Source organism: Comamonas sp. F1-6 (assembly GCF_039581415.1).
Lineage (GTDB): Bacteria > Pseudomonadota > Gammaproteobacteria > Burkholderiales > Burkholderiaceae_C > Comamonas > Comamonas thiooxydans.
In genome coordinates this window covers 16,585-32,706 of record NZ_JBCPWN010000025.1, presented here as the reverse complement: position 1 = coordinate 32,706, position 16,122 = coordinate 16,585, and the positions used below count along the sequence as shown (strand labels likewise).

The following is a 16,122-nucleotide window of genomic DNA, read 5'->3' as shown; positions in this document are numbered from 1 at the left end:
TGGCGCTCAAGCCGTAGTAGGCGAAGGCTCGGCATTCGATGCGGGATTGCCTCCCGAGGAATTGCCACCATCCGATGAGGGGGGGTTGCGAGGCGTCCAGTCCTTGGGAGGACGAGGCTCCTTGCCAGCCATGATGTCGTTGAGCTGCTCGGCGTCAATCGTCTCCCAGTCCAGCATGGCCTTGGCCATGGCGTGCATCTTGTCGCTGTTGTCTTCGATCAGCTTGCGCGCCAAAGCATATTGCTCGTCGATGATGCGACGCACTTCATCGTCCACCTTCTGCATGGTGGATTCGGACAGATTGGAGCCTCGGCTGAAGGTACGGCCCAGGAAAGGCTCGCCTTCCTGCTCGGAGTAGACCATGGTGCCCAGCGCATCGCTCATGCCGTAGCGCGTCACCATGTCGCGGGCGATCTGGGTCGCACGCTCGAAGTCGTTCGACGCACCAGTCGTCATCTGGTTCATGAACACTTCTTCGGCGATACGGCCACCAAACAGCATGGCGATCTGGTTGAGCATGTACTCCTTGTCATAGGAGTAGCGGTCCTTCTCGGGCAGGCTCATGGTCACGCCCAGTGCGCGGCCGCGCGGGATGATGGTGACCTTGTGCACGGGATCGCACTTGGGCAGCAGCTTGCCGATGAGGGCGTGGCCGGCTTCGTGGTAGGCCGTATTGCGGCGCTCTTCCTCGGGCATGACCATGGTCTTGCGCTCGGGGCCCATGATGATCTTGTCCTTGGCCTTTTCGAAGTCCTGCATCTCCACGGTGCGCGCATTGCGGCGTGCCGCCATCAGCGCAGCTTCGTTGCAGAGGTTGGCCAGATCGGCGCCCGACATGCCGGGCGTGCCGCGCGCGATGATGGCGGGGTTCACGTCCTGGCCCACGGGAATCTTGCGCATGTGCACGTTCAGTATCTGCTCGCGGCCGCGGATATCGGGCAGCGTCACATAGACCTGACGGTCAAAGCGGCCGGGGCGCAGCAAAGCTGCGTCAAGAATGTCGGGACGATTGGTTGCAGCCACCACGATCACACCGAGGTTGGTCTCGAAACCGTCCATCTCGACCAGCATCTGGTTCAGTGTCTGCTCGCGCTCGTCGTTGCCGCCGCCCATGCCGGCACCGCGCTGGCGACCGACGGCGTCGATTTCGTCGATGAAGATGATGCAAGGCGCATTCTTCTTGGCGTTCTCGAACATGTCGCGCACGCGGGCCGCGCCCACGCCGACGAACATTTCAACGAAATCGGAACCCGAGATCGAGAAGAAAGGCACCTTGGCTTCGCCCGCGATGGACTTGGCCAGCAGCGTCTTGCCGGTACCGGGAGGGCCGACCAGCAGCAGACCACGGGGAATGCGGCCGCCGAGCTTCTGGAACTTGTTGGGGTCCTTGAGGAAGTCCACGACTTCCTTGACTTCTTCCTTGGCCTCGTCGGCACCAGCCACGTCGGCAAAGGTGACGGTATTGCTGTTCTCGTCGAGCATGCGCGCCTTGGACTTGCCGAAGCTGAAGGCGCCGCCCTTGCCGCCACCCTGCATCTGGCGCATGAAGTACACCCAGACGCCGATCAGCAGCAGCATGGGACCCCAGCTCACGAGCAGCGTCATGAGCAGCGAGCCTTCTTCACGTGGCTTGACATCGAACTTGACGTTGTTGTTGATCAGGTCGCCCACCAGACCGCGATCGAGGTAGGTGGCCGTAGTACGGATCTTGCGGTCATCGGTGGTGGTGGCTACGACCTCGGTACCGCCGGCACCTTCCTGAATGGTGGCGCTCTTGATACGGTTGTTGCGCACTTGCTCCAGGAATTCCGAGTAGCCAACATGAGAGGCACCGCCAGCACCTCGGGTGTCAAACTGTTTGAACACCGTAAACAGCACCATGGCGATGACCAGCCAGACGGCGACTTTTGAAAACCACTGATTGTTCAAGCGGGGCTCCAATGGAATATTCAGACGTAAAGGCCCGGAGGGGACTCCAGACCTAGTTGAGGTTCATTTTAGGTGTTTCAAGCGCCAAAGACGCCTATTTCCCCCTATAGCGGCCATAGGCAAGGTACGGCCCTGCAGACAATCGACCCTAAGCCTGTGTTTTATCAAGGCTTTGCGCTATCAGTTTCACTGGTTTGCTGCAGCAAACCATGAGGTCAAATGCCCCTATGCAAGCCGGCAACTCCGTCAAGAGCCCTGCTTGAGTCCCATTCCCACGAGAAAAATCTCGGCAGACCGGTCACGCGAAGCCTTGGGCTTGATGGGCTTGACCACCTTGAAGGTCTGCTTGAACAGATCCACCAGCTCGTTGTAGCCGCTGCCGTGGAAAAGCTTGACCACCAGCGCGCCCTCGGGCTTCATGTTGTTGATCGCAAAATCAACGGCCATCTCGATGAGCACCGCGACCCGCGCCCCGTCCGTGGCGCCATGGCCCGACAGATTGGGCGCCATATCCGAGACCACCACGTCGGCCTTGCCGCCATCCATGGCCTCTTCAAGCTGCGCCAGCACCGCCTCTTCACGAAAGTCGCCCTGGATGTAATGCACGCCCTCGATGGGCTCCATGGGCAGCAGGTCCAGCGAGATGATGCGGCCGTTGAGTTCGCCAACAGCAGCACCGCTGGGCGAGAGACGACGGCGCACATACTGACTCCAGGCGCCGGGCGCGCAACCCAGGTCCACCACGGTGTGGCCGGGCTGAATCAGCTTGAGCGACTCGTCAATTTCCTTGAGCTTGTAGGCCGCGCGCGCACGATAGCCGTCCTTTTGGGCGGCTTTCACATACGGGTCATTGATGTGATCGTGCAGCCAATTCTTATTGACCTTCTTGCTTTTGGTTTTCGTTTTCATGCCTGAATTCTCGCAGCCTTGATAATACGGGTATGCCCCAAATTGAATTAACTCCCGCGCAGCGCCGGGAACACCGCGCCGAAGCCCACCATCTGGACCCCGTCGTCCTCATCGGTGGCGATGGTCTTACCACTGCCGTTCAAAAGGAAGTGGACGCCGCACTCAATGCCCATGGTCTGATCAAGGTCCGCGTTTTCGGCGACGACCGTGCAGCCCGCGAGCAGGTCTATCAACAACTTTGCGACGAGCTGAACGCGGCTCCCATCCAGCACATCGGCAAGCTGCTGGTGCTGTGGCGCCCTATTCCCGAAAAGGAAAAGGCCTTTGACGAAGACCGCATGCCCGGTCCTCGCGACGTCAAGGTGCTCAAGTTCGGCCGCGCCGGCCAGAAGCCCGAAGTCAAGCAACTGCGCGTGCTCGGCAACCAGCGCCTGACCGCCGGCGGCACCATCAAGCGCGCCAAGCCCAAGCAGAAGTCGGTCAAGAAAGGTCGTCAGGACTGATCTGCCGATCCGCCCTGTCTGCCCGCCCCATTGCCTTATTTCCTCGCCGAGACCGCCAACCCATGGTTCAGACCACACAGCAGCAACGCCACATTCTTTGCATGAAATGGGGCACCAAATACGGCCCGGAGTACGTCAACCGACTCTATGCCATGGTGCGCCGCCATCTCAGCGGAGATTTTCGCTTTGTCTGCCTGACCGACAGCACAGAGGGGATTCGCTCCGAAGTGGAGTGCTTTCCCATCCCCGACCTGAACATCCATCTGGCGCCCGGCCAGCGTGACGGCGCCTGGAAGAAGCTCACCACCTTCGAGCGCGACCTGCATGGCCTCAAGGGTCAGGCGCTGTTCCTGGACCTGGACGTGGTGATTGTGGGCAGCCTCGACGAATTCTTCACGCTGCCCGGCGACTTCCGCATCATTCACGACTATCCGCGTTTCTGGCGCTTTGGCGAACGCATTGTCGGCAACTCATCGGTCTACCGCTTCGAGCTGGGTGCCCATGCCGATGTGCTGGAGCATTTCCGCGCGCACACCGAAGAGATGCGCGGCAAGTACCGCAACGAGCAGGAGTATCTGTCGCACTTTCTGCACAAGCAGGGCAAGCTGGACTACTGGCCTGCAGCCTGGTGCCCCAGCTTCAAGTACTACTGCATTCCGACCTGGCCCAGCAACTACTGGAAGGAGCCAGTGCCGCCGGCCGATGCGCGCATCGTGATCTTCCACGGCGAGGTGAACCCCCCCGATGCCCTGGAAGGCCGCCGCAACAAGCGCTTTCGCCATATCGAGCCCGCCAGGTGGATCGAGAAGGCCTGGGGCTGAAGGACGGCTGCAGTTGCAGCCTCAAAAACAAAAGGCGTTGACCGCGAGGTTCAACGCCTTTTTTGTGCTCGCCTGACCGATGGATCAGCGATATTTGGCATCGACCAGCGGATGCCCCTTCATGCGCGAGAGAATGGACAGCGGGCTGGCCGCCGGGTTGTATTCGCTGCCTGGCGGCAGGAACAAGGTCTGCTCCAGCATGTACTGCCCCGACATGACGGCATGCACTGCCTGATCGGAGAAACACACCCAGGTGGAACCTGCCGCGAAAGGCACGGTTTCCTGGGGAGCATTTTTCTGATAGTCGGGATCGCCCTTCATGCCGTCATGCAGCTGCAGCATCAAATGGTCGTATTCGCTGCGATAGGACTTGGTCACATGCAGCAGCTCCAGAGCCTTGGCCTGCCAGGCGCTGTAGGGCTTGGCACGCGGCACAAAACGCTTGGCCACATCGGTGAAGGGCTCGCCCACCCGCCAGACCCGGGGCTGGCCATCCGGATTGACATTGGTGAAGACGCGCAGAATGCGCTCGCCATAGTTGGGCCGCGAAGGAAAGGCATCCACATGCATGCGCTTGTCGTCCGCACGCCAGGACTGCGCCCGCGTTTCCACCTGCGAAGGTCGGTAGCTGGTGGGTGCCATGCGCACCACCGGCATATAGGCGGGAAACAGGCCTGCGATCAGCGCCGTGGCCTGGTCGCGAAAGCGTCCGACCATGCCAGCCACCTGCTTCTGTGTGGCCTCGTCGCCAGCCACGCCCTTGATCGAGCCATCCACATTGAGGCTGATATTGCGCGTCTTGGGATCGCGCACATCGGGGCGCAGCAGGGTTTTTTCCTGCTCGGTCAGCTGAAAGCTCAGCTGCGGAAAGTACAGCACCTTGCCGGCTTCGACGGCAGCAGTCCATTCATCGCGCCCCTGGACCTGGCTCCAGTCGGTCGCGTCGATTTTTACGATTTGAGATTCCATGGCTTCGGCAGTGTACTCCCCGCAGCTGGCGCGGGCTTGCACTGGATCAAGCCGGCTTGCGCGCGCCCGCCACACGCCACAGCACGATGGCGGCGCACAGCCACTGCAGCGCATACATGCCGGTGCCCACGCTATGCCAGAGCCTGAGGTTCTCGCGCGCCACGATCTTGGGCGACACGCCGTACTGCACCAGCAGCGCCAGCAACATGCCGGCGATAACAAAACCGATAGCTGCTTGCGCCCATTGCTCAATCTTTTCAGCATGTTTTCGCTTTGAAAACACCAGCAGAAGAGCGCAACATGCTATGGAAATCCAGGTCTGCGCGGCGAACAGCTTGGCCGCCATAAAGCCCGCCAGAGCCGGCGTGGGCAGATGGGCAAACAGCATGGGTACGGCCACAAAGCCAATGGAGCACAGACTGCCCCACCATAAAGCGGCCAGGAAAACAGGCAAACGCTCGTACATAGCCACGAATCCTTGAACGCGGCGCAGCGCCCAGGCCAGAAACATCAAGCAAGGGCAGCCCCGCAGCGAAGATGTTGTCCCCCTCCGCGAGGCAGAGAGGGGGAAGGCGCGCAGCGCCTCAGGGGGTGCTTACACGTACTTTACGCCTACGATCTCGTAGCGACGCTCGCCGCCCGGTGCCTGCACCACGGCGGTATCGCCCTCTTCCTTGCCGATCAGGGCGCGGGCAATGGGGCTGGACACATTGATCAGGCCATGCTTGAGGTCGGCCTCGTCCTCGCCCACGATCTGGTAGGTCACGGGCGAGCCGCTGTCTTCATCTTCCAGATCCACGGTCGCGCCGAACACCACGCGACCGCCGGCATCCAGCTCGGTCGGGTCGATGACCTGCGCGGCGGACAGCTTGCCCTCGACCTCGAGGATGCGGCCTTCGATGAAGCCCTGCTGCTCCTTCGCGGATTCATATTCGGCGTTTTCGCTCAGGTCACCCTGAGCACGGGCCTCTGCAATGGCTTGAATGACCGCGGGACGATCCACAGTCTTCAGGCGTTGCAGTTCCACCTTGAGCTTTTCTGCTCCGCGCTTGGTGATTGGGATGGTGGCCATGATCGAGTCTCCAAATTCAGCAAACGCCGCGCCAAGCGCGGCACCTCTCGCACAGTCCTGAGTGACAACGTCAAACAGGGGCCTGTGCCCCAAAAGCAAACCGCCGCACGTTGCCGCGCGGCGGTTCAAATACATTACCGCAGATTATGCCGTGTTTGCCGTGGCACAAGTGCGGTAAAAACCCGGCAGCCCTTGCGGGCTGCTTCGGGCGTCAGGCTTTTCAGGCCTTGGTCAGCATGGCATGCAGCTCTTGCACCGAGTGCACGTCCAGATTGCCGCGCATGGCCTTCATGCCTTCCACGGCCGCTTCCGCGCCGAAGATGGTGGTGAAGGTGGTCACACGTGCCAACAGCGCGCTGGTACGGATCTGGCGCGAGTCGGCGATGGCGTTGCGACGCTCTTCCACGGTGTTGATGACCAGGGCGATCTCGCCGTTCTTGATCATGTCCACGATGTGAGGACGGCCTTCAGTCACCTTGTTGACCGCTTGCACTTCCAGGCCAGCTTCAGCAATCGCTGCAGCTGTACCGCGTGTAGCGCACAGGCTGTAGCCCATGGCAACCAGCTCCTTGGCCACGGCCACGGCACGGGTCTTGTCGTTGTTCTTCACCGACAGGAAGACCTTGCCTTCGGCAGGCAGGTGCACGCCGGCACCCATCTGGCTCTTCACAAAGGCTTCGCCAAAGGTCTTGCCCACGCCCATGACTTCACCGGTGGACTTCATCTCGGGGCCGAGAATGGTGTCCACACCAGGGAACTTCACGAACGGGAACACGGCTTCCTTGACGCTGAAGTAAGGCGGTGTGACTTCCTTGGTGATGCCCTGCTCGGCCAGCGTGTCGCCGGCCATGCAGCGTGCAGCCACCTTGGCCAGTTGCACGCCGGTGGCCTTGGAGACGAAGGGCACGGTGCGCGAGGCACGGGGGTTCACTTCCAGCACGTAGATCACGTCCTGGCCGTCAGCCTCCTTGATGGCGAACTGCACGTTCATCAGGCCCACCACATGCAGGCCTTCGGCCATGGCTGCGGTCTGGCGCTTGATTTCAGCGACGGTTTCGGCCTTCAGGTAGTAAGGAGGCAGCGAACAGGCGGAGTCACCGGAGTGAACGCCAGCTTGCTCGATGTGCTCCATCACGCCGCCGATGTACACAGCGCCGGTCTTATCGCGCACGCAATCGACGTCGCACTCGATGGCGTTGGACAGGAAATGATCCAGCAGCACGGGAGAGTCGTTGGAGACCTTCACGGCTTCGCGCATGTAGCGCTCGAGGTCGCGCTGCTCGTGCACGATTTCCATGGCACGGCCGCCCAGCACATAGGAAGGACGCACCACCAGGGGGTAACCCAGGCCGGCAGCCTTTTCCAGGGCTTCGGCTTCGGTGCGCGCAGTGGCGTTGGGAGGCTGGCGCAGACCCAGTTCGTTGAGCAGCTTCTGGAAGCGCTCGCGGTCCTCCGCGGCATCGATCATGTCGGGCGTGGTGCCGATGATCTTCACGCCTTCGCGCTCCAGGCCCAGAGCCAGCTTCAGAGGCGTCTGGCCGCCGTACTGCACGATCACGCCTTCGGGCTGCTCCACGTCCACGATTTCCAGCACATCTTCCAGCGTCAGGGGCTCGAAGTACAGGCGATCGGAAGTGTCGTAGTCGGTGGACACGGTCTCGGGGTTGCAGTTGACCATGATGGTTTCGTAACCATCTTCGCGCATGGCCATGGCGGCGTGCACGCAGCAATAGTCAAACTCGATGCCCTGGCCGATACGGTTCGGGCCACCACCCAGCACCATGATCTTCTTCTTGTCCGTGGGAGCGGCTTCGCACTCTTCGTCATACGTGGAGTACATGTACGCGGTGTTGGAGGCGAACTCGGCCGCGCAGGTGTCCACGCGCTTGAACACGGGACGCACCTTCAGCGCCTTGCGTGCTTCGCGCACGGCCTTATCGCTGGTGTGCAGCAGCTTGGCCAGGCGGCGGTCGGAAAAGCCCTTTTGCTTGAGGGTGCGCAGAGTCTGCGCATCCAGAGCCGCCAGAGCGCCTTCGCCCTTGGCTTCGTAGAGCTTGTCCAGGTCGAGTTCGATCTTGACGATCTCCTCGATCTGCACCAGGAACCACTTGTCGATCTTGGTGATGTTGTGCACCTCGTCCAGCGACCAGCCGGCAGCGAAAGCGTCACCCACATACCAGATGCGGTCGGGACCGGGCTCGCCCAGTTCCTTTTCCAGGATTTCACGATCCTGGGTCTTTTCGTTCATGCCGTCCACGCCCACTTCCAGGCCGCGCAAGGCCTTCTGGAAGGATTCCTGGAAGGTACGGCCGATGGCCATCACTTCGCCCACGGACTTCATCTGCGTGGTCAGGCGGTTGTCGGCAGCAGGGAACTTCTCGAAGGCGAAACGCGGGATCTTGGTGACCACGTAGTCGATCGAGGGCTCGAACGAAGCGGGGGTCTTGCCGCCGGTGATTTCGTTCTTGAGCTCGTCCAGCGTGAAGCCCACGGCCAGCTTGGCCGCGATCTTGGCGATGGGGAAGCCCGTGGCCTTGGAAGCCAGTGCCGAGGAACGCGAGACGCGGGGGTTCATCTCGATGACGATCATGCGACCGTCCTTGGGATTCACCGAGAACTGCACGTTGGAGCCGCCCGTGTCCACACCGATTTCGCGCAGAACGGCCAGAGATGCATTACGCATGATCTGGTATTCCTTGTCGGTCAGCGTCTGGGCCGGCGCCACGGTGATGGAGTCACCGGTGTGCACGCCCATGGGGTCCAGGTTTTCGATGGAGCAGACGATGATGCAGTTGTCCGCGGTGTCGCGCACCACTTCCATCTCGTACTCTTTCCAGCCCAGCAGGGATTCCTCGATCAGCAGTTCGTTGGTAGGCGAAGCCTCCAGACCGCGCTTGCAGATGGTTTCGAATTCCTCGGGGTTGTAGGCAATGCCGCCGCCGGTGCCGCCCAGCGTGAAGCTGGGGCGAATGACGGTGGGAAAGCCCATCTGCTTTTGCACGGCCCAGGCTTCGTCCATGGAGTGGGCGATGCCGGAGCGCGCGGAGCCCAGACCGATCTTGGTCATGGCGTCCTTGAACTTCAGACGGTCTTCGGCCTTGTCGATGGCTTCGGGCTTGGCGCCGATCAGCTCGACCTTGTACTTGTCCAGCACGCCGTTCTTCCACAGGTCCAGCGCGCAGTTCAGCGCGGTCTGGCCGCCCATGGTTGGCAGGATGGCATCGGGGCGTTCCTTGGCGATGATCTTCTCGACCGTCTGCCAGGTAATGGGCTCGATGTAGGTGACGTCGGCGGTGGCCGGGTCGGTCATGATCGTGGCAGGGTTGCTGTTGATCAGGATGACCTTGTAACCCTCTTCACGCAGGGCCTTGCAGGCCTGCACGCCGGAGTAGTCAAACTCGCAGGCCTGACCGATCACGATGGGACCGGCGCCAATGATCAGAATGCTTTTTAGGTCGTTGCGCTTAGGCATTTTTGTGTTTCTCCATCAGCGCTGTGAAGCGGTCAAACAGATAGCCGATATCGTTGGGGCCGGGCGATGCTTCGGGGTGACCCTGGAAGCAGAAGGCAGGCACATCGGTGCGCTCCAGACCTTGCAGCGTGCCGTCGAACAGGCTGATGTGCGTGGCGCGGGCATTGGCGGGCAGCGACTCCAGCTCCACCGCGAAACCGTGGTTCTGGCTGGTGATGCTGACGTGGCCGGTGTCCAGGTCCTTGACGGGGTGGTTGGCACCGTGATGGCTGTTCTGCATCTTGAAGGTCTTGGCACCGGAGGCCAGAGCCATGATCTGGTGGCCCAGGCAGATACCGAACACCGGCATCTTGGCTGCCATGATCTCTTGCACGGCGGCAATGGCGTAGTCGCAAGGCGCGGGGTCGCCAGGGCCGTTGGACAAGAACACGCCGTCGGGGTTCAGGGCCAACACATCCTTGGCTGGAGTCTGGGCGGGCACGACGGTCACGTCGCAGCCGCGCTCGGCCAGCATGCGCAGAATGTTCTTCTTCACGCCGAAGTCATAGGCCACAACCTTGAACTTGGGCGATTCGAGCTTGCCGTAGCCTTCGCCCAGCGTCCACTCAGCCTCGGTCCATGGGTAGGACTTGTCGGTGGACACGACCTTGGCCAGATCCAGACCCTTCATGCTGGGGGCAGCCTTGGCGGCGGCGATGGCCTCGTCGATCCTGGCCTGGGTGACTTCTTCACCAGCGGCCAGACCCACGATTGCACCGTTCTGCGCGCCTTGATCACGCAGCAGTCGCGTGAGCTTGCGGGTGTCGATGTTGGCGATGGCGACGGTCTTACCTTCGGTCAGGTACTCGGACAGCGTCTGGGTGCTTCGGAAGTTGCTGGCCAGCAAAGGCAGGTTCTTGATGATGAGACCTGCGGCATGGATCTTGTCAGCTTCGACGTCTTCAGGATTGACACCGTAGTTGCCGATGTGCGGATACGTGAGCGTCACGATCTGCTGGCAATAGCTGGGGTCTGTGAGGATTTCCTGGTAGCCGGTCAGCGAAGTGTTGAAAACGACTTCACCAACAGTGGTGCCTTGCGCACCAATCGAGTTGCCAATAAAGACCGTGCCGTCTGCGAGCGCCAGAATGGCGGATGGGAAATTTCCCTTGAGAGACAAAAGCACTGGGTTCTCCGGTTTTTTAATTACGGTTACGCCCAACGAAGCCCCGGCATGTGCGCTGGGACATTTGTGTCTGCAGGGAATGGCGAGGAAGCGTCGCTAGGCGTATGAAGGAATGCTTGAAAGCCGCCCATTATAGGCTCTGTCCGCTTCACCCCTTTGAAGCGCCCCGGGATTACCCTCTACGGCGCAGCATGCTTACGCTGCTCGCATGCAGGCAGATCGCTGCGGCAGCAGCCACATTGAGTGACTCCTCACCCCCGGGCTGTGCAATGCTGATGCGGTGGCTCGCCATCTCCATCAGCGCATCGCCCACACCCTGCCCTTCATGGCCCATGGCCCAGGCACAGGGCCATGGCAGGTCGGCCTCATGGATCAATGTCCCCTGATGGGAGCTGGTCACTACCAGGGGCACCTGCAGGGCTTGCACATCCTCGACCGAGGCAGCCTCGACCAGATGCAGACCGAAGTGAGCACCCATTCCAGCGCGCAGCACTTTCTGGCTCCACAGTGCGGCCGTGCCCTTGAGCGCCACGATCTGGGTGAAGCCGAAGGCCGACGCGCTGCGCAGGATGCTGCCCACATTGCCGGCATCCTGGACGCGGTCCAGCACCACGGTGGCAACGCCCGGCTGCACCTGCACACCCGCATCCCAGTCCATCACATAGCCCATGCGGGCAGGAGATTCCAGAGCGCTGATCTCGTCGAACAAGGCATCTGCCAGCACCACGACCTTGCCGGCAGCCAGCACCCACTCTTCGGGCGCCTGAGGCCAGAAAGACTGCGCAAAAACGGCAACCTTTGGTTTCAGGCCCCGCACCAGGGCCGCACGGCAAAGATGATCGCCTTCAAGCCAGACCTGCCCCTGTTTGCGATAGGCCGTGCTGTCCTGGGACAGACGGCGCAGCTCCTTGACGAAAGCGTTGTCTCGCGAATGAATGTCCGTGACCTGGGGGCGTGCAGCCATATCGACCTCTGAGAAAAAACAAAAACCCGGCATGCAAGCACCTGGCCGAGCTTGAAACAAGAAGATAGAACCCCCGAGGCGGCCCTGCGCCGCACTCGGGAATGCAGACAATGTCGATCAGGCGCGCATCAGACGTAGAGCGATGCCTGCGACATCTGCAGGCTGGACGTCACACCCGACAGCCCGGTTTCGCACAGCACAGGCTGCGCCGTGCCGCCTGCACACACCTGGCCGGCTTGCAGCACCTGGGCCACGGGTGCAAAGGAGCGCCTGTGCTCTGCCGTCGCACCATGGGCACGCAAGGCCTGCAGATGCGCGGCCGTGCCATAGCCCTTGTGGCCAGCAAAGCCATACTGCGGATACTGGGTGTCCAGGCGTTCGCACCAGCGGTCGCGCGTGACCTTGGCCAAAATGGACGCTGCAGAAATGGCCTGCACCAGCGAGTCCCCCTTGACGATGGCCTCGGCCTGCACATCGATCTGCGGCAACTGGTTGCCATCCACCAGCACCAGCACGGGCTTGAGACGCAGGCCCATCACCGCACGACGCATGGCCAGCAACGTGGCCTTGAGGATGTTGATCTCGTCGATCTCCTGCACCGACGCCTGAGCTATGCAAAAGCACAGCGCCTTGGCGCGGATTTCGTCGTAGAGCACCTCGCGGCGGTTGGCCGTGAGCTTCTTGGAGTCGTTAAGCCCGGCAATGGGCTTCAGATCGTCCAGGATGACGGCGGCAGCCACCACCGGACCGGCCAGCGGGCCGCGCCCTGCCTCATCCACCCCGGCAACCAGCCCGGGCGGATGCCAGGGCAGGCAGCCTTGCTCAAGCAGCGGGGGTGGCAATGATTTTTTGGATCGCATGGGCAGCCAGTTCGGCGGTATCGCGGCGCAGTTCGTGATGTAGCGCGGTGAAGCGCTCAACCAGCGCTTCAATGGTGACAGGAGAATCCTGGCTGGCTCTGAGCCAGCCCAGTGCGGCCTGGGCCAGCGCCTCGGGTGTTGCCGCATCCTGCAGCAGCTCGGGCACGACAAAATCGCCGCACAGAATATTGGGCAGCCCCACCCAGGGCTGAAGCTGTTTGCGCTTCATCAGGCGCCAGCTCCAGGGATGCATGCTGTAGCTGATGACCATGGGGCGCTTGTAGAGCGCCGCCTCCAGCGTGGCGGTGCCGCTGGCAATCAGCGTGCAGTCGCAGGCTGCCAGCACATCGTGGGACTGGCCCTTGACGATGAGACATTTGCCCTGCATGCCGGCCTCGGCAGCAATGCGCTGCACCTCTTCGTACAGCGAAGGCACGGCCGGCACCACGATCCGGGTCTGAGGCAACGCCTTCTGGACCAGCGCCGCCGCCTTGAAAAAGCCTGAGGCAATGTAGCGCACCTCGGAGCGGCGGCTGCCGGGCAGCAAGGCCAGCACCAGACCCTCTTCGGCCAGGCCCAGGCGCGCACGCGCGGCCGCTCTATCGGGGTGCAACGGAATCACCTGCGCCAGCGGATGACCGACGTAGGTAGCTTCGATGCCATGCTGGGCCAGCAGTTCGGGCTCGAACGGGAAGATGCACAGCACATGGTCGGCCGCGCGACGGATTTTCTCCACGCGATCGGCACGCCAGGCCCAGATCGACGGACAGACAAAGTGCACGGTCTTGATGCCGGCTTCACGCAAGCCGGTTTCCAGCCCCAGGTTGAAGTCGGGGGCATCCACACCGACGAAGACCGAGGGCGGATGCGCAATCAGGCGCTGACGCAGCTTTTTGCGAATACCGAGCAACTCGGCCACGCGCACCAGCACTTCCCAGCTGTAACCGTGCACGGCGAGGCGCTCTGACTGCCACCAGGCGTCAAAGCCGCGCTCCTGCATTCTGTCGCCGCCTATGCCCATGGAGCTCGCATCGGGCCAGCGCTGACGAAGACCGTCCAGCAACAGCGAAGCCAGCAGATCGCCCGAGGCCTCGCCTGCCACCATGGCAATGCTGGGCGCTATGGAATCTGGAGCGGCTTGCGCTTGCTTATTAGTCATTTCAGAGCTATTCACGTCTCAAACTCAGATAGGGACAGCGCGAGTCGCTATCAACGTGTAATGCCGTTGCTTGCCGATGCCAGAAAGGACTGCATGAAGTCCACGTCCTGCACGGCTTCAGGCGTTGCCGACTTGATCGCATCCATGGCCGCAATGGCATGTTCCAGCGTCAGACCCTGGCGGTACAGCAGCTTGTGCATTTCACGCACGGCAGCAATGCGCGCATCCGAGAAGCCACGACGCTTGAGACCGATCAGATTCACGCTGCGAGCAGCCAGCGGATTGCCATCCACCGTCATGAAGGGCGGCACATCCTTGTTCACATGGGCCTGAAAGCCCACCATGGCATGTGCACCTATGCGCATGCGCTGCAGCACACCGGTCAGGCCGCCAATCGTCACCCAGTCGCCGACATGCACATGGCCTGCCAGCGTGGTGTTGTTGGCCAGCGTGGTCTGGTTGCCAATGATGCAGTCATGCGCGATATGCACATAGGCCATGATCCAGTTGTCATTGCCGATGGTCGTCTCGCCGCGATCCTGCGTGGTCCCCGTGTTGAAGGTACAGAACTCGCGCACCGTGTTGCGATCGCCGATCACCAGACGCGTGGGCTCGCCCGCGTACTTCTTGTCCTGAGGCTGCGCACCCAGCGACGCGAACTGGAAGATGTGGTTGCCTTCACCAATGGTGGTGTCGCCTTCGATCACGCAATGCGCGCCCACCTTGCTGCCGGCGCCAATGCGCACCCTGGGGCCGATGACGGCATACGGCCCCACCGACACCGAGGTGTCAAGCTGGGCCGCAGGGTCCACCACGGCGGTGGGATGAATCAAGCTCACAGCCGCCATCAACGCTTATCCCACGTGACGCATGGTGCACATCAGCTGAGCTTCAGCGGCCACTTCGCCATCCACGCTGGCGACGGCGTTGAACTTCCAGATGCCGCCGCGCACGCGATCGATAGTGATCTCCAGGGCCAGTTGGTCTCCCGGCACCACAGGGCGCTTGAAGCGAGCCGAGTCGATGCCCACGAAGTAGTAGATATTGTTTTCATCGGGCACCTGGCCCATGGCGTCGAAGGCCAGCAGGCCGGCAGCCTGGGCCAGAGCTTCAAGAATCAGCACGCCGGGCATGACCGGACGACCGGGGAAATGCCCGGTGAAGAACGGCTCGTTGAACGTGACGTTCTTGATCGCCTTGATGCGCGTGTTGCGCTCAAGCTCCAGCACCCGGTCCACCAGAAGAAAGGGGTAGCGGTGAGGCAGTTGCTTGAGAATTTCTTGAATATCCATCATCAATTTCCGTTGTTGCTTTGCCGGCCCTCTGCCAGCGCTTGTTCAAGCTTCTTGACCCGCTCCCGGAGCGTGTACAACTGCCTGAAGGTTGCAGCGTTCTTTTCCCATTGCTCGTTCTCTTGCAACGGAAAGATGCCTGTATAAAAACCTGCCTTGGGCAAGGAGCGAGTGACCATGGAGGTCGGCGAAATCACCGTGCCATCCGCAATCGTCAAATGCCCCAGAATATTGGCAGCTCCACCAATCTGGCAGCGCTTGCCGATACGCGCACTGCCGGCAATACCGGTATTGCCGGCAATCACCGTATGCGCACCAATGTGCACATTGTGGGCAATCTGCACCAGATTATCGATCTTGACGCCATCTTCAATGACGGTGTCATCAAGTGCCCCACGATCCACGCAGGTGTTGGCACCGATTTCCACGTCGTTGCCGATGCGCACGGCCCCCAGCTGCTCTATCTTTTCCCATTGGCCCGCCGAGGGCGCGAAGCCGAAGCCGTCGGCACCGATGACCACACCGGGATGCAGAATGCAGCGCTCGCCCAGCACACAGCCCTGGCTGATGGTGACGCGCGATTTCAGCACCGTATCGGCACCGATGACCGCACCTGCCTCCACCACACATTGCGGCCCCACATAGGCACTTTCATGCACCTGGGCCGTGGCATCCACCACCGCACTCGCATGGATGCCGCGCGGCCTGCCGCCCTGCTGATGCGCCTTCCACCACTGGGTGGCACGCGCGAAATAGGCATAAGGATCGGCCGCGACAATGCAGGCGCCACGCTGCGCCGCTTCATCACGCATCGTCGGCGCCACAATGACACAGGCCGCCTGTGAGGCGGCCAGTTGCTGGCGATAGCGGGGATTGCTTAAAAAGCTCAGATCACCGTGGCCCGCAGAGTCCAGTGGAGCGATGCGCGAGATAGGCATCTCGCGCTCGCCACCCACCAGCTCTCCTCCGAGCGCATCGAGAATCTGTCCCAATAGAACGCTCACAAA

The 16,122-nt window shown here is 61.5% G+C and carries 15 protein-coding genes; 2 read left to right on the top strand and 13 right to left on the bottom strand.

What is annotated here, in order from left to right; genetic code table 11:
* Window positions 1-6: 6 nt before the first annotated feature.
* Together ftsH and AAIL66_RS20595 are read right to left on the bottom strand one after the other, a co-directional pair.
* Window positions 7-1,929 (bottom strand): ATP-dependent zinc metalloprotease FtsH, encoded by a 1,923-nt coding sequence (gene ftsH / locus AAIL66_RS20600; RefSeq protein WP_003067340.1) that lies wholly within the window; start codon window positions 1,927-1,929, stop codon window positions 7-9.
* 246 nt (window positions 1,930-2,175) lie between these two features.
* Window positions 2,176-2,838, bottom strand: a complete 663-nt coding sequence (locus tag AAIL66_RS20595; protein ID WP_343497625.1) for an RlmE family RNA methyltransferase — start codon at window positions 2,836-2,838, stop codon at window positions 2,176-2,178.
* Window positions 2,839-2,870: 32 nt separating this feature from the next.
* Between AAIL66_RS20595 and AAIL66_RS20590 the strand changes: the two genes are divergently transcribed.
* Window positions 2,871-3,341 (top strand): YhbY family RNA-binding protein, encoded by a 471-nt coding sequence (locus AAIL66_RS20590; protein WP_034358731.1) that lies wholly within the window; start codon window positions 2,871-2,873, stop codon window positions 3,339-3,341.
* A 62-nt stretch (window positions 3,342-3,403) separates the two neighbouring features.
* A complete protein-coding gene (locus AAIL66_RS20585) occupies window positions 3,404-4,162 on the top strand; it encodes a glycosyl transferase (protein WP_012839116.1) in 759 nt (252 codons plus the stop codon).
* Between the two features lie 84 nt (window positions 4,163-4,246).
* Here AAIL66_RS20585 and AAIL66_RS20580 read toward each other — a convergent pair whose 3' ends face one another.
* The 11 genes from AAIL66_RS20580 to lpxD all read right to left on the bottom strand — a co-directional run bounded on the left by AAIL66_RS20580 (window position 4,247) and on the right by lpxD (window position 16,119).
* Window positions 4,247-5,131, bottom strand: a complete 885-nt coding sequence (locus AAIL66_RS20580) for a Kdo hydroxylase family protein (RefSeq protein WP_034392676.1) — start codon at window positions 5,129-5,131, stop codon at window positions 4,247-4,249.
* Window positions 5,132-5,177: 46 nt separating this feature from the next.
* A complete protein-coding gene (locus tag AAIL66_RS20575; protein WP_003067348.1) occupies window positions 5,178-5,597 on the bottom strand; it encodes a DUF4149 domain-containing protein in 420 nt (139 codons plus the stop codon).
* 129 nt (window positions 5,598-5,726) lie between these two features.
* Window positions 5,727-6,203, bottom strand: a complete 477-nt coding sequence (gene greA / locus AAIL66_RS20570; RefSeq protein ID WP_003067350.1) for a transcription elongation factor GreA — start codon at window positions 6,201-6,203, stop codon at window positions 5,727-5,729.
* A gap of 220 nt (window positions 6,204-6,423) precedes the next feature.
* On the bottom strand, window positions 6,424-9,675 hold the full coding sequence (gene carB, locus AAIL66_RS20565) for a carbamoyl-phosphate synthase large subunit (protein ID WP_003067353.1): 3,252 nt from the start codon (window positions 9,673-9,675) through the stop codon (window positions 6,424-6,426).
* Window positions 9,668-10,840, bottom strand: a complete 1,173-nt coding sequence (carA, locus tag AAIL66_RS20560; protein WP_012839119.1) for a glutamine-hydrolyzing carbamoyl-phosphate synthase small subunit — start codon at window positions 10,838-10,840, stop codon at window positions 9,668-9,670. Before carA ends, carB begins: the two co-directional genes overlap by 8 nt.
* 172 nt (window positions 10,841-11,012) lie before the next feature.
* On the bottom strand, window positions 11,013-11,804 hold the full coding sequence (locus tag AAIL66_RS20555; protein ID WP_034358736.1) for an RNA methyltransferase: 792 nt from the start codon (window positions 11,802-11,804) through the stop codon (window positions 11,013-11,015).
* Window positions 11,805-11,932: 128 nt separating this feature from the next.
* Window positions 11,933-12,664, bottom strand: a complete 732-nt coding sequence (rnhB, locus tag AAIL66_RS20550; RefSeq protein ID WP_034358738.1) for a ribonuclease HII — start codon at window positions 12,662-12,664, stop codon at window positions 11,933-11,935.
* Window positions 12,627-13,823 (bottom strand): lipid-A-disaccharide synthase, encoded by a 1,197-nt coding sequence (lpxB, locus tag AAIL66_RS20545; protein ID WP_343497624.1) that lies wholly within the window; start codon window positions 13,821-13,823, stop codon window positions 12,627-12,629. Before lpxB ends, rnhB begins: the two co-directional genes overlap by 38 nt.
* A gap of 50 nt (window positions 13,824-13,873) precedes the next feature.
* Window positions 13,874-14,662 (bottom strand): acyl-ACP--UDP-N-acetylglucosamine O-acyltransferase, encoded by a 789-nt coding sequence (gene lpxA / locus AAIL66_RS20540; RefSeq protein ID WP_171832531.1) that lies wholly within the window; start codon window positions 14,660-14,662, stop codon window positions 13,874-13,876.
* A 15-nt stretch (window positions 14,663-14,677) separates the two neighbouring features.
* A complete protein-coding gene (fabZ, locus tag AAIL66_RS20535) occupies window positions 14,678-15,118 on the bottom strand; it encodes a 3-hydroxyacyl-ACP dehydratase FabZ (protein WP_003053425.1) in 441 nt (146 codons plus the stop codon).
* Window positions 15,118-16,119, bottom strand: a complete 1,002-nt coding sequence (gene lpxD / locus AAIL66_RS20530; protein ID WP_034358742.1) for a UDP-3-O-(3-hydroxymyristoyl)glucosamine N-acyltransferase — start codon at window positions 16,117-16,119, stop codon at window positions 15,118-15,120. Before lpxD ends, fabZ begins: the two co-directional genes overlap by 1 nt.
* Between the last annotated feature and the right edge of the window lie 3 nt (window positions 16,120-16,122).

What these genes read in the sequence shown, in the direction of transcription:
- AAIL66_RS20585 (WP_012839116.1), top strand. Translation starts at nt 3,404, where the DNA reads ATGGTTCAGACCACACAGCAGCAACGCCACATTCTTTGCATGAAATGG.
- lpxB (WP_343497624.1), bottom strand. Translation starts at nt 13,823, where the DNA reads ATGACTAATAAGCAAGCGCAAGCCGCTCCAGATTCCATAGCGCCCAGC.
- rnhB (WP_034358738.1), bottom strand. Translation starts at nt 12,664, where the DNA reads ATGCGATCCAAAAAATCATTGCCACCCCCGCTGCTTGAGCAAGGCTGC.
- AAIL66_RS20580 (WP_034392676.1), bottom strand. Translation starts at nt 5,131, where the DNA reads ATGGAATCTCAAATCGTAAAAATCGACGCGACCGACTGGAGCCAGGTC.
- AAIL66_RS20575 (WP_003067348.1), bottom strand. Translation starts at nt 5,597, where the DNA reads ATGTACGAGCGTTTGCCTGTTTTCCTGGCCGCTTTATGGTGGGGCAGT.
- AAIL66_RS20590 (WP_034358731.1), top strand. Translation starts at nt 2,871, where the DNA reads ATGCCCCAAATTGAATTAACTCCCGCGCAGCGCCGGGAACACCGCGCC.
- AAIL66_RS20595 (WP_343497625.1), bottom strand. Translation starts at nt 2,838, where the DNA reads ATGAAAACGAAAACCAAAAGCAAGAAGGTCAATAAGAATTGGCTGCAC.
- fabZ (WP_003053425.1), bottom strand. Translation starts at nt 15,118, where the DNA reads ATGATGGATATTCAAGAAATTCTCAAGCAACTGCCTCACCGCTACCCC.
- greA (WP_003067350.1), bottom strand. Translation starts at nt 6,203, where the DNA reads ATGGCCACCATCCCAATCACCAAGCGCGGAGCAGAAAAGCTCAAGGTG.
- AAIL66_RS20555 (WP_034358736.1), bottom strand. Translation starts at nt 11,804, where the DNA reads ATGGCTGCACGCCCCCAGGTCACGGACATTCATTCGCGAGACAACGCT.
- carB (WP_003067353.1), bottom strand. Translation starts at nt 9,675, where the DNA reads ATGCCTAAGCGCAACGACCTAAAAAGCATTCTGATCATTGGCGCCGGT.